At 37.3% G+C, this 26,131-nt stretch carries 28 protein-coding genes; 7 read left to right on the top strand and 21 right to left on the bottom strand.

Going from position 1 to position 26,131, the window contains the following annotated elements:
• Nucleotides 1–53: 53 nt before the first annotated feature.
• The 17 genes from EK417_RS16760 to tpx form a co-directional block, all read right to left on the bottom strand.
• Nucleotides 54–2,057 (bottom strand): S9 family peptidase, encoded by a 2,004-nt coding sequence (locus EK417_RS16760; RefSeq protein WP_136522815.1) that lies wholly within the window; start codon nt 2,055–2,057, stop codon nt 54–56.
• A gap of 172 nt (nt 2,058–2,229) precedes the next feature.
• Complete coding sequence (locus tag EK417_RS16765) at nt 2,230–2,688, bottom strand: DoxX family protein (protein ID WP_076597940.1); 459 nt, start codon at nt 2,686–2,688, stop codon at nt 2,230–2,232.
• Nucleotides 2,689–2,792: 104 nt separating this feature from the next.
• Nucleotides 2,793–3,251: an SRPBCC family protein gene (locus tag EK417_RS16770; RefSeq protein ID WP_136522816.1), complete on the bottom strand. Its 459-nt coding sequence runs from the start codon at nt 3,249–3,251 to the stop codon at nt 2,793–2,795.
• 95 nt (nt 3,252–3,346) lie between these two features.
• On the bottom strand, nt 3,347–3,775 hold the full coding sequence (locus EK417_RS16775) for an SRPBCC domain-containing protein (protein WP_110366845.1): 429 nt from the start codon (nt 3,773–3,775) through the stop codon (nt 3,347–3,349).
• 77 nt (nt 3,776–3,852) lie between these two features.
• Entirely contained in the window at nt 3,853–4,719 is an 867-nt protein-coding gene (locus EK417_RS16780) for a VOC family protein (protein WP_136522817.1), read from the bottom strand.
• 131 nt (nt 4,720–4,850) lie between these two features.
• Nucleotides 4,851–5,090: a helix-hairpin-helix domain-containing protein gene (locus EK417_RS16785; RefSeq protein ID WP_228402671.1), complete on the bottom strand. Its 240-nt coding sequence runs from the start codon at nt 5,088–5,090 to the stop codon at nt 4,851–4,853.
• A gap of 36 nt (nt 5,091–5,126) precedes the next feature.
• A complete protein-coding gene (locus EK417_RS16790; RefSeq protein ID WP_076597945.1) occupies nt 5,127–5,540 on the bottom strand; it encodes an SRPBCC family protein in 414 nt (137 codons plus the stop codon).
• Between the two features lie 76 nt (nt 5,541–5,616).
• Entirely contained in the window at nt 5,617–6,048 is a 432-nt protein-coding gene (locus EK417_RS16795) for a VOC family protein (protein ID WP_076597946.1), read from the bottom strand.
• A gap of 88 nt (nt 6,049–6,136) precedes the next feature.
• Nucleotides 6,137–6,598 carry an alpha/beta fold hydrolase gene (locus EK417_RS21450; RefSeq protein ID WP_228457956.1) on the bottom strand — a complete coding sequence of 154 codons (462 nt, stop codon included), beginning with the start codon at nt 6,596–6,598 and terminating at the stop codon, nt 6,137–6,139.
• 86 nt (nt 6,599–6,684) lie between these two features.
• Nucleotides 6,685–6,912, bottom strand: a complete 228-nt coding sequence (locus EK417_RS21455; RefSeq protein ID WP_228457957.1) for an alpha/beta fold hydrolase — start codon at nt 6,910–6,912, stop codon at nt 6,685–6,687.
• A 2-nt stretch (nt 6,913–6,914) separates the two neighbouring features.
• Nucleotides 6,915–7,439, bottom strand: coding sequence for a DinB family protein (locus tag EK417_RS16805; RefSeq protein WP_136522818.1), 525 nt, complete (start codon nt 7,437–7,439; stop codon nt 6,915–6,917).
• Nucleotides 7,440–7,618: 179 nt separating this feature from the next.
• Nucleotides 7,619–8,080, bottom strand: coding sequence for a DinB family protein (locus tag EK417_RS16810; protein WP_076597949.1), 462 nt, complete (start codon nt 8,078–8,080; stop codon nt 7,619–7,621).
• Between the two features lie 25 nt (nt 8,081–8,105).
• A complete protein-coding gene (locus tag EK417_RS16815) occupies nt 8,106–8,513 on the bottom strand; it encodes a VOC family protein (protein ID WP_136522819.1) in 408 nt (135 codons plus the stop codon).
• Nucleotides 8,514–8,590: 77 nt separating this feature from the next.
• The gene (locus tag EK417_RS16820) at nt 8,591–9,181 is read right to left on the bottom strand and encodes a Crp/Fnr family transcriptional regulator (protein ID WP_110366849.1); all 591 of its coding nucleotides are present in this window, start codon (nt 9,179–9,181) and stop codon (nt 8,591–8,593) included.
• 266 nt (nt 9,182–9,447) lie between these two features.
• Nucleotides 9,448–10,659 (bottom strand): DUF763 domain-containing protein, encoded by a 1,212-nt coding sequence (locus tag EK417_RS16825; RefSeq protein ID WP_110366850.1) that lies wholly within the window; start codon nt 10,657–10,659, stop codon nt 9,448–9,450.
• 124 nt (nt 10,660–10,783) lie between these two features.
• Nucleotides 10,784–11,131 (bottom strand): VOC family protein, encoded by a 348-nt coding sequence (locus EK417_RS16830; protein WP_110366851.1) that lies wholly within the window; start codon nt 11,129–11,131, stop codon nt 10,784–10,786.
• Nucleotides 11,132–11,206: 75 nt separating this feature from the next.
• Nucleotides 11,207–11,707: a thiol peroxidase gene (tpx, locus tag EK417_RS16835; protein ID WP_136522820.1), complete on the bottom strand. Its 501-nt coding sequence runs from the start codon at nt 11,705–11,707 to the stop codon at nt 11,207–11,209.
• 159 nt (nt 11,708–11,866) lie between these two features.
• Here tpx and EK417_RS16840 point away from each other — a divergent pair, with 159 nt between their 5' ends.
• From EK417_RS16840 to EK417_RS16865, 6 genes are all read left to right on the top strand, one after another.
• Nucleotides 11,867–12,319, top strand: coding sequence for a T9SS type A sorting domain-containing protein (locus EK417_RS16840; RefSeq protein ID WP_136522821.1), 453 nt, complete (start codon nt 11,867–11,869; stop codon nt 12,317–12,319).
• 13 nt (nt 12,320–12,332) lie between these two features.
• Nucleotides 12,333–13,439, top strand: a complete 1,107-nt coding sequence (locus tag EK417_RS16845) for a DUF8740 domain-containing protein (RefSeq protein ID WP_136522822.1) — start codon at nt 12,333–12,335, stop codon at nt 13,437–13,439.
• Nucleotides 13,440–13,546: 107 nt separating this feature from the next.
• Nucleotides 13,547–15,766, top strand: coding sequence for an NADP-dependent isocitrate dehydrogenase (locus tag EK417_RS16850; RefSeq protein WP_136522823.1), 2,220 nt, complete (start codon nt 13,547–13,549; stop codon nt 15,764–15,766).
• A 160-nt stretch (nt 15,767–15,926) separates the two neighbouring features.
• Complete coding sequence (locus EK417_RS16855) at nt 15,927–16,373, top strand: hypothetical protein (protein ID WP_136522824.1); 447 nt, start codon at nt 15,927–15,929, stop codon at nt 16,371–16,373.
• A gap of 71 nt (nt 16,374–16,444) precedes the next feature.
• Nucleotides 16,445–19,261: a T9SS type A sorting domain-containing protein gene (locus EK417_RS16860; RefSeq protein ID WP_136522825.1), complete on the top strand. Its 2,817-nt coding sequence runs from the start codon at nt 16,445–16,447 to the stop codon at nt 19,259–19,261.
• 82 nt (nt 19,262–19,343) lie between these two features.
• On the top strand, nt 19,344–21,536 hold the full coding sequence (locus tag EK417_RS16865; RefSeq protein ID WP_136522826.1) for a TonB-dependent receptor: 2,193 nt from the start codon (nt 19,344–19,346) through the stop codon (nt 21,534–21,536).
• A 104-nt stretch (nt 21,537–21,640) separates the two neighbouring features.
• Here EK417_RS16865 and EK417_RS16870 read toward each other — a convergent pair whose 3' ends face one another.
• From EK417_RS16870 to EK417_RS16880, 3 genes are all read right to left on the bottom strand, one after another.
• Nucleotides 21,641–22,642: an aldo/keto reductase gene (locus tag EK417_RS16870; RefSeq protein WP_136522827.1), complete on the bottom strand. Its 1,002-nt coding sequence runs from the start codon at nt 22,640–22,642 to the stop codon at nt 21,641–21,643.
• An 86-nt stretch (nt 22,643–22,728) separates the two neighbouring features.
• On the bottom strand, nt 22,729–23,634 hold the full coding sequence (locus EK417_RS16875) for a helix-turn-helix domain-containing protein (RefSeq protein ID WP_136522828.1): 906 nt from the start codon (nt 23,632–23,634) through the stop codon (nt 22,729–22,731).
• 104 nt (nt 23,635–23,738) lie between these two features.
• On the bottom strand, nt 23,739–24,197 hold the full coding sequence (locus EK417_RS16880) for a hypothetical protein (RefSeq protein WP_076597297.1): 459 nt from the start codon (nt 24,195–24,197) through the stop codon (nt 23,739–23,741).
• A gap of 382 nt (nt 24,198–24,579) precedes the next feature.
• On the opposite strand from EK417_RS16880, the gene EK417_RS16885 reads away from it, so the two are divergent.
• Nucleotides 24,580–24,867, top strand: a complete 288-nt coding sequence (locus EK417_RS16885) for a GNAT family N-acetyltransferase (RefSeq protein ID WP_047433564.1) — start codon at nt 24,580–24,582, stop codon at nt 24,865–24,867.
• On the opposite strand, the gene EK417_RS16890 is transcribed toward EK417_RS16885, so the two are convergent.
• Nucleotides 24,868–25,965, bottom strand: a complete 1,098-nt coding sequence (locus EK417_RS16890; protein WP_136522829.1) for an MBL fold metallo-hydrolase — start codon at nt 25,963–25,965, stop codon at nt 24,868–24,870.
• Nucleotides 25,966–26,131: the final 166 nt, after the last annotated feature.

Genomic DNA, 26,131 nt, shown 5'->3' on the forward strand with positions numbered 1-26,131 from the left:
CAAAAAAAACGGAAGACCTGAGCCTTCCGTTCAATATTATTAAAATTAATAATTTACTTATTAAAATTTTCAGCAAAGAATCCCAGCATCGATTTGTAGAGTTCTATTCTGTTCGGTTCTTTTCCAAATCCGTGTCCTTCATCGTATTTTACCAGATAAGGAACTTCAAATCCTTTGGCGCGCATTGCTTTTACAATCTGATCAGATTCATTGATGTTTACCCTTGGGTCATTGGCTCCCTGTACTACAAATAAAGGTTTCTTAATCTTATCAATCTGGAACACCGGAGAAACTTCTTTAGCAATCTTAGCTTCTTCGGGGTTATCAAGATCATACCAGATCTGTTTTACCATTTCTTTATAAGGCTTCCAGTATTCCGGGAAAGAATCAAAGAAAGTAAAGATATTGGATACGCCTACATAATCCACCCCGCATGCATATAAATCCGGAGTTTTGATCAATCCCATCAATGTTGCATATCCACCGTGGCTTCCTCCGTAAATGGCAACTTTATCTTTATCTACCCATCCTTGCTCAATGGCATATTTTACCCCGTCTTCCACATCATCCATTGCTTTTCTTCCAATCTGCTTGTAACCTGCTTTCTGGAATGATTTTCCATATCCTCCGGAGATTCTGAAATTAACCTGCAGCGTGGCATATCCTCTGCTTGCAAACAATTGTGTTTCAGGATTGAATCCCCACCTGTCTCTGATTCCCTGAGGACCGCCGTGAGGATTTACAATCAGAGGAACTTTTTTACCCTCCAGTGCAGCTTTAGGCAGGGTAATATATCCATGGATTGTTAACCCGTCTCTGCTTTTAAATTCGATAGGTCTCATTTCGGCCATATCTTCTTCCTTCAGCTGTGGCATCAGGTTATAAAGAAGTTTGGTCTGTTTGGTTTTGGTGTCGTACTCATAATAGGTTCCGTAGAGCTTATCACTTCCTACAACAACCAGAAGTTTATCATTATTATCATCAGAGGAAGCAATTCCAAATTCCTTGTCTCCAAACTGAGATTTTAATTTGTCATGTATTTCCTTATAAAATTTACTTACCGGTACTGTTTCTCCCTTAGTGCCTTCATAGCTGATGTAGTCAAGCTCATAGTTTCTGTTCTTACCTGCTGTGCTTATTGAACTTACATCATATACCGGATTAGAATAAATTTCTTTAATTACTGCATTTTTTTTCAGATCATACAGCACAATTCTTGCTTTATCACTATCCAGATTGGTTACTACATACGCTTCATCTTTATTTTTAGAATTTTCATTAAACTCGATAATACTGAAGGTATCAGACCAGTCTGCAGATTTAATCAGATTAAATTTTCCGGTCTGCAGATCTTTATAATAGGTTTTTGTAGTTAATCCGTTTTCAAGGACGCTGTATCCTCTCAGGTTTCCATCTTTATCAAAAAGGTAATCGTCTATAGGGCTGTTTACATCTTTATTTTCATACAGCTGGGTCATTTCCCCGGTAACGAAATTGATTTTAAAAGGTTCAAAGATCTGTTTGTTGTTTTTATTCATTGTAACCACAACAAAATCTGTGTCTTTTACAGGAATAATAGACTGCACTTTTACACCGTCAAAAGGTGTTAAATCCTTTTGGTTGCTTCCATCTGTATCTGTAGCATAAAGGTGGATATTTTCATTCCCTCCTCTATCCTGAGTATAGAAAAGACGTTTTTTATTCAGCCAGCCATAGTTTCTTATCAGGTCATCTTTTTCTACAATGGCTTTGGTAATTTTTCCTGTGCTCAAATCTTTTACATAGACGTGATTTTTTTTCTCCTGATCTTTTTCTTTATAGGAAAGATATTTTCCATCAGGAGAGATTTTAAAGGCTGAGGCTTTTGGTCTTGCAAAGTAGTCTTCAACTTTATATTTAAAGTCTCCTTTATCATAGGAGATAAGCTTTTCAAGATGAGTCTTGGAAGATGGCAAAGTAGGATCTCCCGGCAGTTTGGCAGTAGAACTCTGTGCGTTGGTCATAATAGTGGATAGTACGATGAGGGCTGTACCGAAAATGTTGTGATTTAGATTCATAACTTCTGTTTTAAAGGTTAAGTTATATAGGCATTTCATTTTTAGAATAATAAAAACAAATGCATTTCCTTAATAAGACAACTTATACCTATAAAATGTTACATTTTTTATCTCATTTAGTTAAAAAAAATCTCAATTATATAAAAAGACAGCGCTTTACAGACTGTCTTTTTTAGTGTAAATAAATTCCAAAATACCATGTCCAGACAATTAAAATAATCTGCATGGGAATCCTTTGACTGTAAAGGTATTTCATTCCCGGACCGGTATAATCGGCTTTAAAAATATTAATGTTCTTTCTGGAAGAATTAATATTGGCTATGAAAACCAATACATAAAAAATAATGAGTAAAACAGCTGTTATTTCACGAATTGTCGGAATCATCAAGCCAATTCCTGCTGCAATTTCCAGAACGCCTGTACAATATACCCAAAACATTCTGGCAGGGATAAAATCCGGGATCATCATCGCCATCCCTTTCTGAAATTTAAAATGGGAAAAGCCTGTAAATATAACAAAGACAGCCATTCCCAAGTTCCCTGAAAATATAAAATCCGGTTTTCCCTGAAACAAAAAAGTGCCCAGCAAAGCCAGAATAAACGTTGCGAAAAGTATTACGAGTAGTTTCATTCTTTATAGGTTATTGATAATAGTTGTTAGGTGGCAGAGATTAGGAATCAGTACTCAAATCAAGGCAACAACTTTAAGCCTTGAACATTGAATTTTGAGTTTCATCACACTGAGCCAGGGCTTACTCCTTCTGCAAGACTTTTCACAAGCATCAGTCCTTTAGTAAAGCCAGTATTCATGTGATCCTGCCATTGTTTTTCCACCTGAACTTCGGTGTGAAGTTTCGTTTTCCCTCCAAAGTCTATCAGAAAATATTTTTCAAAACAGCCGCTCCACTCCATGACTTCTTTACTCTGAGTGTCTTCATTACCATCTTTATCTACCATTCCCAGATGTTTGAATATGATCTGATTAGGTTCGTCCATGCTGTCTATAGTAGAGACCATCCCTTCTCCCTCTGCATTAAGAAAATAGGTTTTCCCTCCTATTTTCCAGTCGGATTTCATGACACATCCTGCTCCGAAATACTTGGTCCATTCACTATATGTTTCAGGATTCCATAGGATGTCCCACACTTTCTGCACAGGAGCATCAATTACTGTTTCATATGATAAGGTTTCCATTTGTTTCAATTTTTTAGCGTGGTCATTGCGAGCCAGGCGAAGTAATCTCAAAGCCCGAATGATTTTTTCTTTAATTCCAATTCCAGCTGATTTATTTACAGCTGATTTTCTGAAAGATGTTTTACGAGAGACATTGCCTTTGGAAATTTCTCTTCAAAAAATTCTTTAAATTCTGCCGGAGTCTGAACCTCTGTTTTCAGTAAAGTTCCTTCTTCGTTCTCCTCAAGAAAGTAAGCTTCTGTAGCTTCACCCCAATCCTGAGGGACTTCAATACCTTCATAAATTTCTCCAAGGTGCAAAAATTTTATTTCCTCGTTGGGAATCACTTTCTCTACCCTGCTGTACATCCCGTTGTTTTTGGGATCAAGAAATTTAACAATATTATTTTCTTCAAGCGTTCCTTCATAAAAAGAGCCGTCTGTAAATGCGGTTGTCCATTGTCTGTAGGTAATATCGCCCCAAAGGACAGTCCATACTTTTTCAGGTTCGGCATTGATTTCTATTTCGTATGATAATTTTTCCATATCTTTTTAATTATTAGGTGTTTTTAGAGTGTGTAAATCTTTTCTCTAAAATACATCAAACAATACGCCGAAAATATTTAAGAATTATAAGCATCTTCCAGATCACGGATGATAATTTTCTGCATTTTCATCATAGCCTGAACAACTTTATAGGCTTTTTCCTGGTTGGAATCATTCATCAGCTGAATAAGTCTTTTAGGAACTATCTGCCAGCTCAATCCGTATTTATCTTTCAGCCAGCCACACATACTTTCTCTTCCTCCATCGGCTGTAAAGGCATTCCAGTATCTGTCGGTTTGTTCCTGGTCATCAGTCATCACTACTAAAGATATTCCTTCATTAAAATCAAAAGGGTGATCATAGGAATTGTCCATGCAGAAAAAGCTGTAATTGTCAATCACAAAATGGGCGTGCTGTACATTTTCTGCCGGTTCCGGGATGTCATGTCCTTCACTTCCTGCTCCATAGGTCAATATATTTCCTATGTTTGAGTTGGGAAAAGTCTTGGTATAAAGCTCCATTGCTTCTTTTGCTTTTCCATTGTTTGCATGGATAAACATCAAAGTAGGAATTATTTTCTGGTCGCTTGCTTTTTCTCCCAGAAACAGCTGCCATGTTACGCCGTATTTATCCTGAACCCATCCATATTTCTGGCTCCATGAGTAAGATCCCAGTTCCATCAAAGCCATTCCGCCATGCAGTAAATGATCCCAGTATCTTTGGACTTCGTCTTCTGTTTCACAGATCACCATAAAAGAGATAGAAGCATTTTTTTTGAACTGCGGGCCTCCGTTCAGAAGCATAATCCTTTGTCCAAACAAATCAATATTCATTACGACAGGAGTATCTGCTGTGATTTCGCCTCCGAACACTTTACAATAAAATTCTGCAGACTGTTTGGCGTCTCCATCATACCACAGACATGGGAAAATATCGTTATTCATAATGTTAAATTTTAATAGAGTGATGTAATTTACTTTTCTATACAACAAAACAGATCTTATGCCCTTGCATTTAAACGGTACACTTTCGTTTCAACGCAATGACACTGTAAAATTTTCCGGTTGTATATGTATTATGCTTCTCTAAAGCAGACCTGATTTTCTTTCATATAATTCTTCAGTTTCATCATTGCATTTTTACCGAAACCATGCAGCTGCATGATTTCTTTTTCGGAATAATCTGAAAGTTTTTCCAAAGAATTTATTTTTTCTTTTTCTAAGGCTCTTCTTGCCGGTATTGCAATAACTCCGTGAAGGAATTCCGCATCAGAGTCATAATTAAAAGCATAAATAGAGTTTAAACTCTTTGACATGATAACTAAATTGATCATGGCTACAAAAAAATATAGTTAATGATTCTCAACATACTTATGGAAGTTGTTCAGAATAGCATACCAGCCATCCCGCTGCATTTCCACAGAATTTTGTTTTTCCGGATCGAAAATCTCAATCACTTTCGTTGTACTTTCGTCTATCTTATCGAATACTACTTCTACTTTCCGCCCGTCCTCCATATGATATTTAATGATCTCATACGGAATAATCTCATCATATACCCCTTCAAAATCAAATCCGAAACTTTTGTCTTTCGCTTCCATTCTGTTTTTGAATTTGCCTCCTTCTACAAGGTTATTTTCAGAACCAGGACAGTGCCAGCTTTCGTGGGCGAAATTCCATTTCATAATGTGTTTAGGTTCATTGAAATAATTCCAGACCTTTTCCACCGGCGCTAAGATTGTGATGTCTATTTTAATTGGATCCATAGTTCTATTTTTTTAGTTTAAATAAAGAGCTGCCCAAAAATGAGCATCTCTTTATTATAATTAGTTAAATATAAGATTATTTTGCATATTCTTCATTATAGTTCACCATCCAATGAACACCATACTTATCCTGAAAACATCCGAAATAGTCTCCCCAAAACTGATCTTCAATTGGCATTTCCACGTTTCCGCCATCAGAAAGTTCTTTAAAGATCCTGTCTGCTTCGCTTCTCGAATCGGGGAAAATGGATACATAATTATTATTTCCTACCGTAAGAGTCTGCCCAAATCCGGGTACGATATCGGATGCCATTAAAAGATCACCTCCCACAGGCAAAGCAATGTGCATTACCCTGTTTTTTTCTTCTTCTGACAGGTTTTCTGTCCCGGGAGCATTTCCCATCTTATGAATTCCACCAACGAATTCACCACCGAAAACAGTCTTGTAAAAATTGAACGCTTCTTCAGCTGTTCCATCGAAATTTAGGTATGGATTTAATTTAGCCATGATTTTTAATTTAAAGTTATTATTATAAAATATTGTTTCTACTGTTAATCCATTAAGGATTAATTAATTTATTATGAATATAAAACGCTTAATGGTTTAAAAATTTCTCTACTTCTCTGACTGTAAAGTCTATTAAGCCGGCATCAATACTTCCATCAAAATCAGGCATCATATAAGTGCCATGAGTAGCGGGAAGTATCATCAAACGGGAGTTTTTCACCAACCGCCACATTTCGGCAGTATGTTCCGGCTTCATCACATCCTGATCTCCACTGATGAATAATACAGGAGATTTAATGGAAATCAATACCTCATCATTCCAGTCTTCAAACATCTGCATCCTTTTGCAGTCTTTCTCAAAAAGGTTTTCCAGTTTTGAAAAATCAGGATTGAGGCTTAAAAAATTAATTTTAAAAGGTTCCGGCATTGATTCGAAAGTGGCTTCCTGCATTCCTTCAAAAAAGCCGTCTATCATACCGCTTCTTTTATAAAAAGCTGACGCAACAACCAGTTTTTCAGCAATCTCAGGATGACGATGGCCAATCTGCATACGGTACTTCCTCCGTTGCTGAATCCCCAGAATGAAGCTTTCCCGATATTCAGTTCTGTTAAAAGCCCGGCAACATCATCTGCATCCTATTCAAATGTTTCCGGAATATCACGGTGCTCACTGCGGCCGTGATTTTGGAGATCAATTCCTATAAGCTGGAATTTTCCTTCCAGTCTCGCTATCACTTCTTTAAAATCGAAAAGGAAAGAAGAACCGCCTCCATGAATCAGAACCAAAGGCTTTCCTGATCCGTAGATCTCGTAATACAAATGGATTCCGTTGACTTTTTTATAGCCTTTTTCTACTGGATTCATTATTAGTATTTAAGATTTTCGTCTACATCATATTTCATTCCCGGATAATCTAAGATTCTTCTCATCAAGCCTATCTGTCCGCACAAATAGTCTTCACGGCCGATACACATTCCGACAAAATTGAGTTTTGTTTCTTTGATGAAAGGGATATTCATTCCTATTTCAAATATTTCATCCAGCTCTTCATCGGTTACTTCATGAAGTTTTTGAAAGACTTTGGCTGAAATTCTATGAAAGTTTTCTTTCAGTTCAGCCAGAGTGGGATATTTAAAACTTTCATCCAGTGCTTTTCCCTGGAAAAACAAATCGCTGTAAGGGTCTTCTTCCCGAAGTCCAAGCACCCAGCCCAAACCATAGCGCATGTTGATAAGGTTTCCGGCCATCCATACAATATGATTGGTTTTATTTTCAATTCTTTTCAAGGCGTCATCTTCCGAAATGCCATCCAAAACATTCATAAAGCTTTGGGAATGCATTCTGTAAGCCGGAATAATGACTTCCATTTTTTTTGATTCTGGTGTATTCATTGTAATTAGAGATTAGAGTTTTGAGAAACGCTCAGACGCTAAAAATCTTACAAACTATGCGTTTTTAAGTTGCAAGAATTTTATCTGCGATAAAATTGTACTCATCTAAAAAGATAATACTAATATTTCAGCGATGTACCTGTCATTCCGAGCAATACAAGGAATCTAAAAATAGCATGCTATTTTATAGCACCCGGTTTTCCTAAAATTCTACGGAGATAACCTAACTGCCCGCTGTGGTAAATTTCATGAAGACTGAGGGTTGATATATCTTTAATCATTTCAGATTTGAAACTTTGAAGAGTATTGAGTTTGGCTTCCAGTGTGTCCTGGGATTGTTTTAAATAGGATTTTAAATCTTCAAAACTGATCAATTTGTCTTTGTGATCTAAAGCAATTTCTCCTCTGTTGTAAAAGGAAAACTTTTCGCTGTCCCAGACAGATTCTTCCCCCAAAATGTTCAGTAAAGGATTTCTGATATAAATTAAATGCCCAAGAATCCAGTTCATACAATTGGCTTCACCATTGGGAAAAATCATAGATTCTTCATGGGTGATACCATCGATATTCATAGTAATCACAAAATAGGTACTGGCTACCTGATTTTTTATGATTTCTATATCGTTTGATTGTGTTTCCATATAGGATGTGTTTGTGTGATGAGGCTTATTCTGCCTGCATTTGAGACATATCGGCAAAAGTAATATTCCAGCCATGTCCGTCCGGATCCCAGAAAGAGTTCTGGTACATCCATCCGTAATCCTCCGGTTCTTCATGCTGCCATGCTCCGTTTTCTACTGCAGTGTTTACTACTTTATCCACTTCTTCACGACTGTTTAAACCTACTGCAACAATTACCTGACTGGTATTTTCTTTAGCAATGGGTTTACTGGTGAAGGTCATAAAATAATCTTCCTGCAAAAACATGATATAGATGGTATCATTTAAAACAACACAGACTGCTCTATCATCGGAGAATTTTTCATTGATGGTAAAACCTATCTTCGTCCAGAATTCTCTGGTTTTCTGAACATCTTTTACCGGAAGGTTCACATAAATCTGACTGACTTTCATTTTTTGTAATTTTAGTGTTAAACTGTTATCCAAAATTACCAAGGTGCAATGAAAATCAACTTGTCATAGGGCAAGATTTAATTTTTCTTAGGATGTGAAACGATTTCTTTACGGATGCGGCTCAGGGATGTGTCTGTAACTCCCAGGTAGGAGGCAATCTGTTTTAAAGGTGCAAATTGTATGACTTTAGATTTCTGCTCCAGCAGATTCAGATATCTTCTGGTTGCTGAAAGCGTGAACATTTCCACAGATCTCTGTTTGTAGGCAAAAAGTTCCTGAGACATCCATGATCTTCCCCATTCTCTGAGATTAGGGATTTTATGGAACAGCTCCTGGAAGGTATCATAATCCAGTCTCCAGCATTCGCAGTCTGTAATACAAACAATATTTTCCTGAGAGGGAACTCTTTGAAACATCGACAAAACCTCAATAATGACTTCATTTTCTATGAAAAAGTGTGTGGTTACTTCATTTCCATTGAAATCATAAACGTAAGAACGCGCCAATCCGCTTTCAAGAATATAATATTCATTAGCTGTTTTTCCTTCTTCAAGAATAAAATCGCCTTTTTGGAATGATCTCTTTTCATGTGCCTGAAATATTTCTGCAAGTTCTTCAGGGAAAAAGAAGGGAAAATCATAGCAGATTTCTAAAGCTTTGCTGGTCATTGGTGTCAATTTTTTAAGTCCTTAAAAGTAAAATTTTTAATTGAATTAAAGGTAAAAAACATTAAACGAAGTCATTTAAGTATTCATAGAAGGTTATCTATGATACTGAAATAATAGATACTTGAAAGCGGATAAAATTTAAACAGTTATTTGAACATATTGACCACCCCGTCAAAATTTTTTTGAATTTTTGCCACCCCTCCAGAGGATAGGAATAACTATTTCCCGATAATAGTAATCGCCAACTTTTAAAAGAAACAGGGAACTTAGAAGAGTGAAAGCTGTATAGATTTTGGAGAATTGGGTTTCCGGGCATCACCGAATACAGTTTTGCCACCGAAACGCCAGGAGTTTTGTCTTTCTTCTTCAATCACCTGCCGGATATCAAAATCCGGGGTAAAATCTTTTTCTGCTTCAGTAACGATCTGGTGAAGTTTATTTAAAGAATTCAGCTTATCAGAATTTCCCAGTTTAGACTTTTCAATCCCTTTTCTGAGGATGCTGATACTTTCATCATACGTATTGATCGGCACGGGGAAAGGATGTCCGTCTTTACCTCCATGGGCAAATGAAAACCTCGCCGGATCAGCAAATCTTGACGGCGCACCGTGAATCACTTCACTTACCAAAGCCAATGACTGCATGGTTCTTGGCCCTACCCCTTCCAGCATCAGCAAATCTTCAAAATTCTGAGGCTGCTGTTCTCTGGTAACATACAGAAGTGCTCCCAGCCTTTTCAAATCAACATCAGAGGCCTGAACATCATGATGGGCAGGAAGAATCAGTCTGGCGAAATCCTTCATCACTTCTGCGGAATCAGTATGAGAAATATCCAGAATTCCTTTTCTGTTTTCCGAAGCTTCAGTATCGGTAAGGTTAAGAATTTTCCCTCTGGAAATTCCGTTGATTCCTGTGTGCGGCTGTTCTACAAATGAGGTAATGTTTTCGGAATGCCAGTGGTAACGTCTTGCGGTTCCGTCGGATTCATGCATTCCCTGCTGAATAACACTCCAGTTCCCATTGTCTGAAAGAATAAAATTGTGCAAATACAGCTGATAGCCATCCTGAATAGCTGTATTATCTACTTTTGCCGAAAGCTTGCTGGCTCTTACCAGATCTGTTCCGTTCAGGCCTGTTTTATCTGCAATTTTAATTAACTCTGATGGAGTCTCACGGGAAAACTTCCCTTTTCCGCCACAGATATAAAGTCCCAAAGATTGCGAATTAGGATTAACAGAGCGTTTTAAAGCGCCCATAACGGAAGTGGTAATTCCTGAAGAATGCCAGTCCATTCCCATCACCGCTCCAAAACTCTGAAACCAGAAGGGATCTGCCAGACGGCGCAAAACCTCATCTTTACCATAATCCATCAGAATGACTTCAATAATGGAAAGTCCCAGAACAGACATACGTTCATACAGCCATGGCGGTACTTTACCATAGTGAAGGGGTAAATCTGCTGTTCCTGAACGTTTCATTTTACAAAAATAGCTTTAATATTCCGTTTTTTTTATGATTGGGTTCAAATTAATCTGGCCATTAAAAAGAAATAGTCTTTCTGCAGAATGATGTTTTTCAGATCTTGGGTAGTTGTATTTCTATTTACTGGTGAGACAGTATATTGATCAGCTTCTCAAAAGGATCTTTCACAAAAAATCTGCGGACTCCCCAGTCTTCATTAGTGAGTTCATAAGTGATTTCAAAACCCGTATTTTTCATCTTATCATAGACTTCATCTACGTTATCCACTTCAATGGAAAGGTCCGGAACTTCCGTATCGTTTCCTCCCTGTGTGGCAAAACTTACCTGAATTTGGGCTTCTTCATCATTACCAAGCGTTTTGATCCAGCCATGATCCATCAAAACATCCAGCTCCAGAATATCCTGATAAAACTGACGGGCTCTGGAAAGATCATCGGTTTTAATATTGGCTACGATTCTTTTTACCATTTTACATTCGTTTTTATTAAAAAAAAGCCTTGCAAAAATTACATTCACAAGGCTTTTTACAAAAAATTATTTCTACTATTTCAATGCAGCAAGAGCAGCATCATAATTAGGTTCATCAGCAATTTCCGGAACCTGCTCAGTATAAACTATTTTATTGTTTTCGTCTGTAACAATCACGGCACGGCTCAACAGACCTTTCAAAGGTGAATCTGTGATAGTCACTTCATAATCATCTCCAAAACTGCCTCTGAAATCTGAAAGCGTTTCTACATTATTCAATCCTTCAGCGGCACAGAATCTTCCCAATGCGAATGGAAGGTCTTTAGAAACATTGATGATAACCGTATTATCAAGTTTTGAAGCTTCTTCATTGAATTTTCTGGAAGAAGCAGCACAGGTAGGCGTATCAATACTAGGGAAAATATTGAATACTTTTTTCTTTCCGGCAAAAGTTTCCAGCGTTTTTACCGCTAATCCTGAGTCTACCAGTGTAAAATCTTTTACTGTGCTTCCTACGGATGGCAATGTTCCTATTGTGTGTACTTCGTTTCCTTTTAAAGTGATTGTCGTTGACATAATATTTATTTTTTTAGTTCTCCAAATTTAATCAAAAAAGAAAATTTTCACAGTCTTATTATGGTTAAATTAATCTTAAAGTGAAAATAAAAAAACTTAAATTTCTCACTTTTTTTTGCAAAAAAATCTATATTTACCCTCCTTAAAAAATGATGAAAAATGAGAAAAAAAATTGCTCTTCTGCTATTTGGAGTTCCTTTTTTGGGTTTTTCCCAGTCTGTGATTGGAAATATCAATTCCGGTGCAGTTTCAGAAGATAGCTTTACGCATTCGGTAGGAGAAATTTATGTTATCCCAACCGATCCTGATCAGGCAAATTCAGGCACTATGGGAATGCTTTATCAATCTGTTTTACAAGTTTTAGGAGTTTCTGAACTTGAAAAAGACAATGTAAAAATCTATCCCAATCCTACCGCTGATTTTATTTACGTGAAATTAAATTCAAAATCAAAAATTGAAAGCGCAGAAATTTATGACCTTTCCGGAAAGCTTTTCTTTACAAAAAAATTAGAATCAGAACGATTGGATCTAAGACAGCTTCAACAAGGTGTTTATATGATCGTTTTCAAAAATTCTGATATTAAACCCATTAAAATTATTAAAAAACCTTAAAAACTATCTGAACATGAAAAAATTATATTCTACTATAGGGTTATTCCTTGCTACGTTATTAAGTGCACAGGTTCCACAAGCTTTCAGCTACCAGACAATTGCTTTTAACGCAGCCGGGACTCCGATTGCCAATGGGAATGTTTCTTTGAAGGTAAGCATTTTAGAAAACTCAGCTACAGGAACGGTTTTATATTCCGAAACTCATACTAAAACTACGAACGCTAAAGGTCTTGTTAACCTGAATATCGGGCAGGGAACAGCCAACACCGGAAACTTCGGAGCGATCAACTGGGGAACAAACACCAAATTTGTAAAAGTGGAAATGGATCCCAATGGCGGTTCTAATTATACCAACGTTGGGGTAAATCAATTGATGAGTGTTCCTTATGCTCAGGTTGCCAAAACAGTGGTAACAGGTGCCGGACAGGGAATTATACTGGTTTCTCCGAATGGAACAAACTATACCTTGAGTGTTGATAATTCCGGTAACTTGAATCTACCTGTAAGCCAATCTTCAAACAGTACATTTCCTGCTGACCTATACATGTACGGTTCTCATAATTCCTTCAATCCTTCTGCGGCAGACTTTATGAGAAACAAGGGAAATTCTAAAATAGGATACAAATATCTTCCAGCCAATACCCAAATAAAATTCATTGCATCTCCTTCTTCTTCCGCACAGGTATATGGAGCAGACAACTCTGGATTTCTTGTACCTAACGGAACAAATTTTACGGCTCTCTCCAACGGGTTCTACAGTATTGGAATGACAAATTACAGCAGCTATACAACCGTAGTAATAAAAAATTTGGTTCCTGAAATTATTCTGAATAATTCTAGTTCTCAGGTATCAGTTTCTCCTTTATCTTATAATCCTTCCACTCAGAAATTTTCTGTTATCTTTAATGGGGTAACTTCTTCTAACTTTTATGGATTTAAGATCAAAATTAACGATGCCCTATATGGTGAATATTTCGGTGATAATTTAAATGACGGAAGTTTAGATATCGACGGCGCTTCAATTACAATCCCCAATCTTACTGCAACGCCAAAAAATGTTAAAATGGAATTTGGTATTAACTTTAACGGTAGCGGAGCATATACAATTACACAAATATAAAATTAAAGAGGTCTCAGACCTCTTTTTTTATGGAAATATCTTAAATAAAACAATGATATTTACTAAATTTGCGGGACTTAAAATTTCAAATAAAAAATAACAGTATAATGTCAGAAAAATCAAAAATCTATTACACGCTTACTGATGAAGCTCCAATGCTGGCTACTCATTCGTTTTTACCTATTGTAAAAGCTTTTACAAAATCAGCAGATATCGAAATTGCGGTTCCGGATATTTCTTTGGCAGGAAGAATTTTAGCCAACTTCCCTGAGTTTTTAAAAGATGACCAGAAAATCAGTGATGCTTTGGCTCAATTAGGAGAACTGGCGACTCAACCTGACGCTAATATCATTAAGTTACCTAACATTTCTGCTTCTGTACCTCAATTGGATGCAGCGATTGCTGAACTACAAGGTAAAGGTTTCGCAGTTCCAGACTATCCTGCAGAGCCTAAAAATGACGAAGAAAAGGCCATCAAAGCTAAATATGCGAAAGTATTGGGAAGTGCTGTAAACCCTGTATTAAGAGAAGGAAACTCTGACAGACGTGCGCCAAAAGCTGTTAAAAACTATGCCAAAGCAAATCCTCACAGAATGGGCGACTGGGCATCTGACAGCAAAACTGATGTAGCTCACATGAACAACGGTGATTTCTATGGTACAGAAAACTCTACTACATTAGAAAATGCTACAAAATACAGAATCGTATTCAAAGGAAATGATGGTTCTGAGTCTGTATTAAAAGATTTCGCAGGTCTTCAGGCTGGTGAAGTCATTGATTCTTCTGTAATGAACTTAAATGCGTTAAAAGCATTCGTTCAGGAAGCAATCGAGGAAGCGAAGAAAAGAAATGTACTTCTTTCTGCTCACCTTAAAGCAACGATGATGAAAATCTCTGACCCAATCATTTTCGGGGCTATTGTTGAGACTTTCTTCAAAGAAGTATTTACTAAATATGCTGAGACTTTCAAGTCTTTAGACATCAATCCAAATAACGGTCTTGCAGATCTTTTCGATAAAATAAAAGGAAATGCTCAGGAAGCTGACATCAAAGCTGATATTGAAGCTGCTTTGGCAAACGGACCTAGAGTGGCAATGGTAAACTCTGATAAAGGAATTACCAACTTCCACGTACCTTCTGATATCATCGTTGACGCATCTATGGCTGCTCTTGTAAGAGGCGGAGGTAAAATGTGGAACAAAGACGGAAACGAAGAAGATACTGTTTGCATTATTCCGGACCGTTCTTATGCAGGTTTCTATCAGTCTGTAATAGACGATATGAAAGCGCACGGAAAACTGGACCCTACTACAATGGGATCTGTTCCAAACGTAGGTTTAATGGCTCAAAAAGCTGAAGAATACGGTTCACACGATAAAACGTTCCAAGTAGCTGCTGACGGAACTGTAGAAGTTCAGGACGAAGCTGGAAACGTTCTTCTTTCTCAGAAGGTAGAAAAAGATGATATTTTCAGAATGTGCCAGACTAAAGATGCACCTATTCAGGACTGGGTAAAATTAGCGGTAAACAGATCCAGATTATCTGATACTCCAGCTATCTTCTGGCTAGACAAAGGAAGAGCTCACGACAGAGAAATCATCAAAAAAGTAGAGAAATATCTTGCTGATCACGATACAACAGGTCTTGACATCAGAATCCTTGATGTAAAAGATGCAATGACTGAAACGCTGAAAAGAGCAAGAGAAGGTAAAGATACAATCTCTGTTTCAGGAAACGTATTGAGAGATTATTTAACAGACCTTTTCCCGATCCTTGAGCTGGGTACTTCTGCAAAAATGCTTTCTATTGTTCCATTAATGAACGGTGGCGGTTTATTTGAGACAGGTGCCGGAGGTTCTGCTCCAAAACACGTAGAACAATTCCTGGAAGAAGGATACTTAAGATGGGATTCTCTAGGTGAATTCCTTGCCCTTCAGGCTTCTTTAGAACATTTGGCACAAACTCAGGGGAATACAAAATCTCAGGTTTTAGCTGATACACTGGATGAAGCAAATGCCAAATTCTTAGCTACCGACAAATCTCCTGCAAGAAAAGTAGGACAGATTGACAACAGAGGCTCTCACTTCTATTTGGCAATGTACTGGGCTGAAGCGTTAGCAAACCAGACTGGTGATGCGGAACTGGCTGCTCAGTTTGCTCCGGTGGCTGCTGCTATGAAGGAAAACGAAGAAGTAATCAATGCAGAATTAATTGGTGCTCAGGGTAAACCTCAGAATATTGAAGGATACTACAAAACTGATACATATAAAACGTATGCAGCAATGAGACCTAGCACTGTTTTAAATGAAATTATTGACGGAATTTAATTTTAGAAACTTAATTATACAAAAACCTCGCAAATTGTGAGGTTTTTATTTTTGTGATTACTATCTGTACAAAACACGATTCTCCCTTCTTTAAAAACTTATTCTCAGTACTTTGAATATGTTTTTGTATATTCCTTTTTTATAATTTACAACTACAGATATGAAAGCCATTCATTATATTTTACTCTTGCTCCTATTCAGCAGCTGTTCTTCCGCTCAGTACTTTAAAGTAATCGAAGCAACTCATACCCGTAATATGGGAGGATTACAAGGAGCAAGATCAGAAAGGTTCAATATCATTATCAAAGACAATCTCCGCCTTGAGATAAAATATCTGTTGGTGGGAGAAGTTGAAATCTTACTAAAAAAAGAAAATAACAATGGGGCTGCCTATCTGGAGGGAATATACTTTCCCGAGAACCAGGAATACCCTACCATAAACGAAAAAAACGGAGTTGTAGATCATATTCCAGAAAAAAAATTTGATCTGAATAATATCTATCTCGTCTATGAAAATGTAAAAACCAAGAAAATCATTAAGCAAAAAATGAAAATCCGCAATAAAAATACCAAAAAACCAATAAAAGAAAGTGAATCACCCCAATAAATTAAAAACTATTTTATACAATAGCTTTTATAAAACAAAAATTCATATTTTTATTGTTTTAAAAAAACAATATGAAAATAAAATCAATTTTCGGAATTGGCTTTACTATAGCCTCTTTATATTTGAATGCACAACAACCTTCTCAAGGTAAAGAAAACCCTAACTCGAAAGTCAATAAAAAATACCTGAAACACATTCAGGATATTACAAATACTTTTCAGAAAAACCTAAAGTTTGCAAAAGAGCACAATCAAAAACCACCTGATGAGTACTATGTACAGGACTTTATTGCTACAATGGATCCTGAAACAGGAACCATCAATAACCAAAACTACGTTGACCTCGAAAGAAAAGTAGAGAATGGAAAATTCCAGGCTCAGCAAAATCTTAAAATTTTCAATGGTTCCAGAGGAGGTACAGCCAACAAAAGCATTACCAATTTGTGGATAGAGAGAGGTCCTTATTCTGTAGGAGGAAGAGTAAGAGGTATTATGTTTGATCCAAATGACTCTACCGGTAAAAAAGTTTGGGCAGGAGGAGTTTCCGGCGGCCTTTGGTACAATAATGATATCACCGATGCCAACTCTGAATGGACGCTGGTAGATGCTTTCTGGTCCAACACTACCGTATCCTGTATTACTTCCGATCCTAATAACCCGCAGATTTTTTATGTGGGAACAGGTGAAGTGGAAACCGGAGACTTCAGCGGACTGGGAATCTGGAAAACAACCAACGGCGGAGCTACCTGGCAGCAGGTGTTTAATCTCGAAAACGGATATGCCTCCAATGGGGTAAAAAAAGGAATATATAACGTTCCGGCTATAAAAGTAGTGAACAACAATGGGGTTTCAGAAGTATACGCCGGGGTTTCAGGAACATATTTCGCAGAGACAGCTACATTTGTCGGTTTAAATGAAGCCGGTTTGTACAAATCTACTGATGGTACCAATTTTACGTTGGTCAACAGCTTACTTTCCACGGCTACCCGTGGCTATGACATACAGGATATAGAAGTAGGTACGGACAATTCAATCTGGGTGGCCACAAGACGAAGCAGCTTCAGCGGATCTGCTTCCGGAGGAAGAATTTTCAAATCTACCGATCATGGGGCTACATTTACGAATGTTTATAATGTAGGGAACAACAATTCAAGGGTTATGGTAGAGGTTTCCAACACCAATCCTTTGAAAGCTTACGCCCTGATGCAGGGAGCATCAAGTTCAGAACCTGTAAGAATTGCAAAAACTACAGACGGCGGTACTACATGGATATCAACCAATGTAGCCGGATCAGGAATTACGCTGCCTAATCCTGTAGATACATCGCAACCTGACAATGATTTTACCCGAAACCAGTCGTTTTATGATCTGGTTATTGAAACCGATCCTGATAACGATGAGCATGTGTACGTAGGGGGTGTAGACTCCTATAAAAGTACAGACGGAGGTGCTACATGGACACAGTATACCAAATGGTCAAATAATAATGTGATGGGAAGTACCAATATTTCCCTGGTGCATGCCGATCAGCACGCTCTGGTTTTCAATCCAAGAAATACAAGCCAGTTTATAATGGGGAATGACGGAGGTATTTTCTTGGCTTCGAATAAAAACAATCTGGCTAATACTACGGCTATTGGTATGAGAAATAAAAGATTTAATGTGACTCAATTCTATCATGGAACATTAAACCCGTCTTCTACGTTTGCTAATGAGAACATGATTTTAGGGGCTCAGGATAACGGAACACAAAGACTTTCCGGAGCTGCTTTAGCCAATAACTTCTACAACACTTCGCAGGTGTATGGTGGGGATGGAGCCTATACGGCCTTTGATGATCAGAACAAATACTATATCGCATCTTATATTTACAACTACCATATTATTTTCAATCCACAGGGATCCTATTATCTTATGTCTAATGCTGCTCAAAGGGAGACGGGTTTATTTATAAACCCTCTTGCTGTAGACAGAAATCTTGACATATCTTATAGCAATGCCAACGCGTCCAGTTCAACCTCAATTGTACTGAACAGGGTAAGCGGGCTTGCAAGTGTACCCTTAAGTCTTACAGAAGCCCAGATTACCATTGCCAGTGTAACGGCTGGTGAATTTGTTACGGATATTCTTGTATCTCCTTACACTACAGCAAGTACTACTCTATTTATCGGGCTTTCCTCCGGAAAATTGTTCAAAGTAACCAATGCCAATGCTACTCACAGCACTTCACAGATCAACTATAACTTTGGCGGTTATATTTCAGATGTAAAATTGGGTGCTTCTGAAAATGAGATCATGGTAACTGTATCCAACTTTAATAAGACCAGCGTATTCTACAGTACTGACGGTGGAACTACCTGGGCATCCAAAGAAGGAAATCTACCAGATATCCCTGTTAAAGCTATATTTATGAATCCTGAAGACAATAATGAAGTGATTCTGGGAACTTATTACGGGGTATGGGGAACCGCCAACTTCCAGTCTTCATCTCCTACATGGGCTTTATATTCCGATGGTTTAGGGAAATTTAAGGTGAATCACTTTGATTACCGTCCATCTGATAAAACAATCCTTGCAGTAACGTATGGAAGAGGAGCTTTTACTACCAGAATCAGCAATACAACTTTATCTACTTCCGAATCGAATCACAACCTTCTTAATAATAGTGTGTATCCGAATCCTACCAGAGGTCCTATTCATGTAAAACTTGAAAACGGCAAGCCGATGGACATTGAGATTTATGATGCTTCAGGAAGACTGGTCATGACAAAGAAAAATATTAAATCTGATGAAGAATTTAATATTGAAAGCTTAGGCAAAGGGGATTATGTACTGAAAGCTTCGCAAAATGGCAGCATGATATATACTTCAGTAATTATCAAAAAATAATTCTTGAAATTTCCATAAAAAGCAGAAAAGTAAGCACATGCTTACTTTTTTTGCTTTATTTCTAATATAAAAACAAAAATTAATGAAAAAAAAATACATTATCGCTCTTTCATTGTCATTAATGGGATTTGCTAACGCACAGGAAAATGCAAAAAGCATTGATGAAATAGAGATTGATGCAAGAGCAAAAGTAGCAAAAGAACGAGAGGAATTTAAAAGGCACGCACAGTCTACAGAGGTTATTTCCGATTATGAAATAAACCGCAATAATCCGGCATTTATGGAACAAAGCCTGGGTACAATGGCCGGTGTTCAGGTAGAAAAAAGAACCCAGCTGGGCGGGCAGAGAATTGTAGTGAGAGGCTATGGGAACGATCAGAAGTTTAACAATTGGGGGATTAAGATGTACCTCAACAATATACCTCTTACCGGAGCAGACGGAGTTACTGTTTTAGATGATGTTGATTTCGGGCTCGTTAATCGTATAGAAGTTATAAAAGGTCCGGCAGCCACATTATATGGTGGAGGCTCCGGAGGAGCAATAAGGCTTTATATACAGCCTGAAACCAGAAAAGGGACTTCTATCTCTGAGCAGTTCAACACAGGTTCTTTCGGGTTGTTTCAAAGTGCTACTTCTGTCACCAGTGTAGGAGACAATCATTCCATCACAGCCAACTACGGACATATCGGAAGCGACGGATATCGTCCTCATGGTAAAAGCATCAAAAACTTTTACAACATCAATGGAGAGTTTAAACTGAACTCCAGACAAAAGATCACTTTACTCGCTACCCATGGAAATTCCCTGGAACAGGTATCCGGCCAGATTTCCTATGCTGATTATTATAATGGGATCGACAACGGAAACTTTGCCTACATCAGAAGAGGTGCCAAAACAAAATTCGTTACTTCCAGAGTTGGAGTGGGTCATATCTGGCAAATCACTCCTGATTTCAAAAATAATACAACTGTATTTTATACAGGAACCACAGGGGATAGAATTGCTGCTGGAGCTTATGAAACCTCTTCTTTTTCCAATTACGGAGTACGTTCTGTCTTTAACTTAAATAAAGACTGGTATGATTTCAACAGTCAGACAGAATTTGGTGTTGAAATACAGCAATCACAGTCTACCATCACCAATTACCGGTATAAAAGCGTAAAGAGTACCGAGCCACCTATTTTGAGACCCCTTTCTGACGGATCTTATTTTAAAAATATGAATCATCAGAACAACTATTTTGCGGTTGAAAAGTTCACTTATAAACCATGGGATTTAATGTTCCTTGCAGGGGTAAGCATCAATCAGATAGGTTATAACAGGAAAGATCTGCTGGCTCTGCCCGGTTTATTTGCACCGACTATCAATAAAAAAGATCTGTCTTTTGATAAAAAATTCAAAGCAGTAGCCACTCCTCATTTTGCACTTCAGAAAGTATGGAAAAACCAGATATTCAACCTTAGCTACAGTGAAGGATATAACGCTCCTACTTCTGCCACTGCTTTTATAGCCGGGCTGAATGTAACCAATGACAACTTAATTGCGGAGAAAGCAAAAATGTGGGACTTCAGTGTACACGGGTTAATCAAAAACACTTCCATAGATTATCAGATCTCGCTGTTCAGCATCAACATCAAAGATAAACTTACGCAATTAGGAGCCACAATGTCCAATGCAGAAAAGACACCTTATACTTATTGGACTAACACCGGAGATCAAAAAAACAGAGGATTGGAAATGAGCATAGGATATTCTTACAAACCTACCCGCTCCTTTGTTTCCAAAATTCAGCCTTTTGTCAATTATACTTATAATGATTTCAAGTATTCCGATTTCAGTACGTATTTAAAGGAAGACGGGCAGCCTGCAGGAGTGAATGTTTATGATAACAAAAATGTAGTAGGCGTACCCAAAGCTAAATTATCTGCCGGATTGGATTTTGAAACCCACTTTGGGCTATACTGGCAAAATACCTATAATTTTATGGGAGGAGTCTACACTGACTTTGCTAACACCAATAAAGTAAAGAGTTTTGGCCTTTTAAACTCTAAAATAGGCTATAAACACAGCTTCAACCAATGGCTTCTGGATGTATTTGTTATAGGAAATAACCTGACCAATCAGATCAATTACACGTTCTTATTTTACGGAAACAGTATCAACGATACGGATGCAGATAACCAGTACAATAATTCTTCGGTGTATACCGATGTGAATCCCGGTCCGAGTAAAGCGTATTTCTTTACAGGATTTAATATAAAGTATAATTTTTAATGTTGACTGAATTTATTTGTGGCTTACAGAAACAAATGATCACAGCAAAAAAAAACAGAGTTCCTTTCATTACGGGAACTCTGTTTTTTGCTATTTAAGAAGCTCTAGTTGTTAACAAGTTTCATTGAACCTTCAGTATACCTTTCTCCTACGTTCGGGTATTTTTTCAGAATGGCATCAATGGTATCCAGATCGGATTGGGAAAGTTCGATATTGACTGCTGCAATATTTTCTTCCAGGTATTTGATTCGCTTTGTACCGGGAATCGGGATAATATCATCTCCCTGATTCAACACCCATGCTAATGCCAGCTGAGTTCCTTTTACTCCTTTGGAAGCGGCAAACTCATTGATCTCATCTGCCAGTTTGGTATTGTTTTCAAGATATTCCTGCTGATAACGCGGTAATGATTTTCTAAAGTCATCGTCACCCAGTTTATGTACATCGTAAATATTGGTAAAAAGTCCTCTTGCCAACGGTGAATATGGCACTAAAGAAATCCCAAGCTCTCTGATGGTTGGTAGAATTTCCTTTTCAACATCTTTCGTAAGGATAGAATATTCTGACTGTAATGCTGCAATAGGATGAATTTTGTTAGCTTTTCTGACAGATTCCGCTGAAGCTTCAGACAATCCGATATATTTCACTTTACCGGCTTTTACCAGTTCTGCCATCGCTCCCACGGTTTCTTCTACAGGAACATTTGGATCTACTCTGTGAGCATAATACAAGTCAATGGTATCAATCTTTAATCTTTGAAGACTTAAATCTACGGCCTGTCTTATCCATTCCGGAGAACCGTCAAAATAAGTTCCGGGAGCGCCACTGTGGCTAGCTTTACCATCTTTGAACCTGAATCCGAATTTAGTTGCAATGAAAATTTTATCTCTATTGGGTACTAACACTTTAGAGATCAGTTTTTCGTTTTCTCCATTGGCATACATATCTGCAGTGTCCCAAAAGTTTACTCCTAAATCTAATGCTCTATGCAGAGTATTGATACTTTCCTGCTCATGTGTGGGACCATAAGCAAAGCTCATTCCCATACAACCTAAACCGATTGCTGATAGCTGTTCTTCCGTGTTTCCTAATTTTTTAAATTTCATGATAGGTATGATTTAATTTTACATGACAAAATTAGAACATCCGGAAGCCAACGCCGATATAGATTTCAAACTAAGAATTATAAAAATCAAACAACATTCATTCTTAAGGCATTCGGAGTAATTCCGGTTTGTTTTTTAAAGTAATTGGTAAAATAAGCAGGTTCTTCAAAACCTAATCCGTAGGCAATCTCGGCAATATTCCAATCTGTATGTTTCAGTAAGGCATTGGCCTCCTGAATAATCCTTGCGGTGATCTGCTGGCTGGTTGTTTTTCCCGTAATTTCTTTTACCGAACGGTTTAAAGAATTCACATGAATGGAGAGACTCTGCGCATAATCATTCGGCGTTTTTAATTTCAGAAAAGCCTCAGGACTGTCGATTGGAAATTGTCTTTCCAACAATTCCATAAATAAAGAGGCTACCCTTTGTGAAGCATTCTGATAAGGTTCAAAACTTTCTGCCGGCTGCATTTTCATCGTTTCATGAATCATCAGATGAAGATACGCTCTCAGCATATCATATTTATGAATATACTCCGACTGAATCTCTGTCATCATTTTGGTATAGATCTCAGCAAGTATTTTCTGCTGCTCTTCATCTATAAAGAAAACCGGAGTTCCTCCAATCTTGAAAAGCGGAGAATCCTGCAGGTTTCCCATACGGGTTCCATTGTGCAGAAACTGATCTGTAAACAGGCAGAACCAGCCTTTCTGATCTTCATCATCCGCCTCCCAGGAATATGGAATAATGGGATTGGAAAACAATAATGCCGGACGGTCCACTTTGATCCATTTATCGGCATAATGAAGTTTTCCTTTTCCTATGATGAGTGAAATTTTATAGTAATCTCTTCTACTGTAAGGCGTGAGTGGAGAACAGTATTCCCGTGAAAATACATTGAAATGCCCCATTGTATTGACACCAATACACTGTGATGCCAGATTGGGAGCATTTCTTTCATAAAAACCTTTGAGTGACTCGTGTGATTCCATAGATCAAAGTTATAAAAATCAAACAAATTAAATAACAATACTACCGGATTGTCAAAAATAAAATGACTGACAAAAAATGTCAGCCATTTAGGTTGATCATAGGGCTAATCCCAATCATCATGATGTCCGTGACCATGATGTTTATTTTGTTTTTTGTAGTATTTCTCCTGGTTTTTGTAATATTTTTCCTGTTGTTTACGGTATTTTTTATAATCGTTTTTATTTCTTCCATAGACGATTACCGGATTTTGGCCTCTGTAATATTTCTTTTTAAAGATGATATACTTTTCTCTACCCAAAATTCTTTCCAGCTCTGAATAACGGTCATTCCTCCATCTTCCCGGCTCTACTACATAGACTCTGCTCCAGGTATCATAATCACGATATCTGTCATTCAACACGTAAATCTGATTCGCCTGTGCTGTTGAAAGCACAAGATCAGTAATTACTCTTTGCCAGTTGATATCCGAGATACTCCTTCTATAATCATTATAGTCATCAGATTGGGCATAGCTCAAACTAAATGTCCCGACCAATAATGCTGTTAATATTAATTTTTTCATTTCACGCCACTTTAAAATTAAACATGAAGGGTTAGTCAATTAAAGTGCCAATTATTAATTATAAATACTAATATTTGTTAATAAAAATTACAAATGATCTATTATGTTTGAAATATTTCCTTTTTCTTTATCAAATTATTGAATAATTTATTGTTAGATAGGCTAAAGCTCAGCGTATAGAATCTTATCAACAATATCTTTTATCTTTTATCTTTTATCTTTTATCTTTTATCTTTTATCTTTTCCTCATTTACGTTATAAAATCCGTTAAGATTCCTGAAAAATATTACTTCATATGATTTAATTTCGTAATTTTAATGGAGAGAATATTTTTAAAGTAATTTTCTCAAATTAGTTTTAATCAACCAAATCTTACATTGTTATGGAAAATATAAAGTTTCAGGTATCTCAATATCAGGATGAATTGCAGTTACTTATCGATGGGAAAAAGGCAGGTTATATGTCCATAGAGGTTGACGGAAGGCTGCTTATTGTATTTTATACGAAACTTGATGAAGAGCGTGAAGGAAAAGGATATGCTAAACTATTACTGGACGAGCTGGTACGCTATGCAGAAGAAAAAGATTTGCTTGTAGACCCGGAATGTGATTTTGTAAGACAGCAGTTTGAAAATCACCCTGCAAGGTATAAAGAAATATGGCATGCCTGATCAGTTTTCCCACCAGGTTCTAAATTCCTGTCCCGGATGATTCAGATCTACTACCTCACCGATCATGGGAGTGAGGACATTAAGCTGTTTTTCTTTTCCAAGAGCCGTTATCTTTTGTAAGGGTTCATTCCATGGGTGAAGTGCCAATGCAAATTTGGCAGCATGAACAGGAATAATACACCGTGTTTTAAGATCAATAGCAGCCTGAATTACATCTTCCGGTAATTTGTGAATATACCTCCATGCTTCTCCATACTGTCCGTTTTCAAGAACAACATAATCGAAAGGTCCATAATGCTCACCGATTGTTTTAAAATGGGAATCATAGCCACTGTCTCCTCCTAAGAAAATTTTCCTCGTAGGCGTTATCAAAACATATGAGCTCCAAAGCGTATCATTCTGCTTTACTCTTCTGCCGGAAAAATGTCTGGCAGGAGTAAAAACAATTTTTATATCATTCTTTAGAATAACTTCTGTTCCCCATTCTTCTTCAATAAGCTTGTTTTCAGCATATCCCCATCTTTCAAGGTGTGCTCCTACTCCCAAAGGGATAATGGCCGTTTTCGTCCTTTCCTCAATAGATTTTACGGTGGGATAATCCAGGTGATCAAAATGATCGTGTGTGATAACCAGATAGTCTATGCCGGGAATGTCTTCAGGTTTAAAAATATCTGAGCCTTTGAAAGCCTTATTAAAGTATTTAAAGGGTGAACCATACAGACTCAGGACAGGATCTATTAAAAACGAAACTCCATCTGTCTGCAGATAATAAGAGGAATGCCCCAGCCAGATGAATACATCTTCATTTTTATCAATATTTTTCAGATTGGTATGAAGGGATGGAATTGCTTTCAGAGGTTTCAACAGCGGATCTTTCTTTCCTAAGAAGAAATCATAGGTTACTTTCCACATTTTGTAGCCTTCTGTAATGGAAGGAGTATGGCTGATATTCCGGAACTGTCTCTTTTTATAGAGTTTCGACTGCTTTATGCGTTTCAGTCTCTTCCCTTTTGGAACTCCGCCAAACGCTTTCATATTGATCACGATAAAAAAGGTAATCGTCAAAACAACCACACAGGTAATAATCCAGTAAATCATCTGTACAAAATAATATCAAATGTATTGACTTTTGTTTTTAAATGAAAATTTATTCCATTTCACTCTATTTTTTAACTAAATTTACCATGTATTTTTAAAAATTTATCAGGTGTTTAGGTCAGGATTAATTTTAAACTTTCTATTTTAGCACCCTAAAAAACTCAGA

The sequence above is a fragment of the Chryseobacterium candidae genome (genome assembly GCF_004916905.1).
GTDB classification, from domain to species: domain Bacteria; phylum Bacteroidota; class Bacteroidia; order Flavobacteriales; family Weeksellaceae; genus Chryseobacterium; species Chryseobacterium candidae.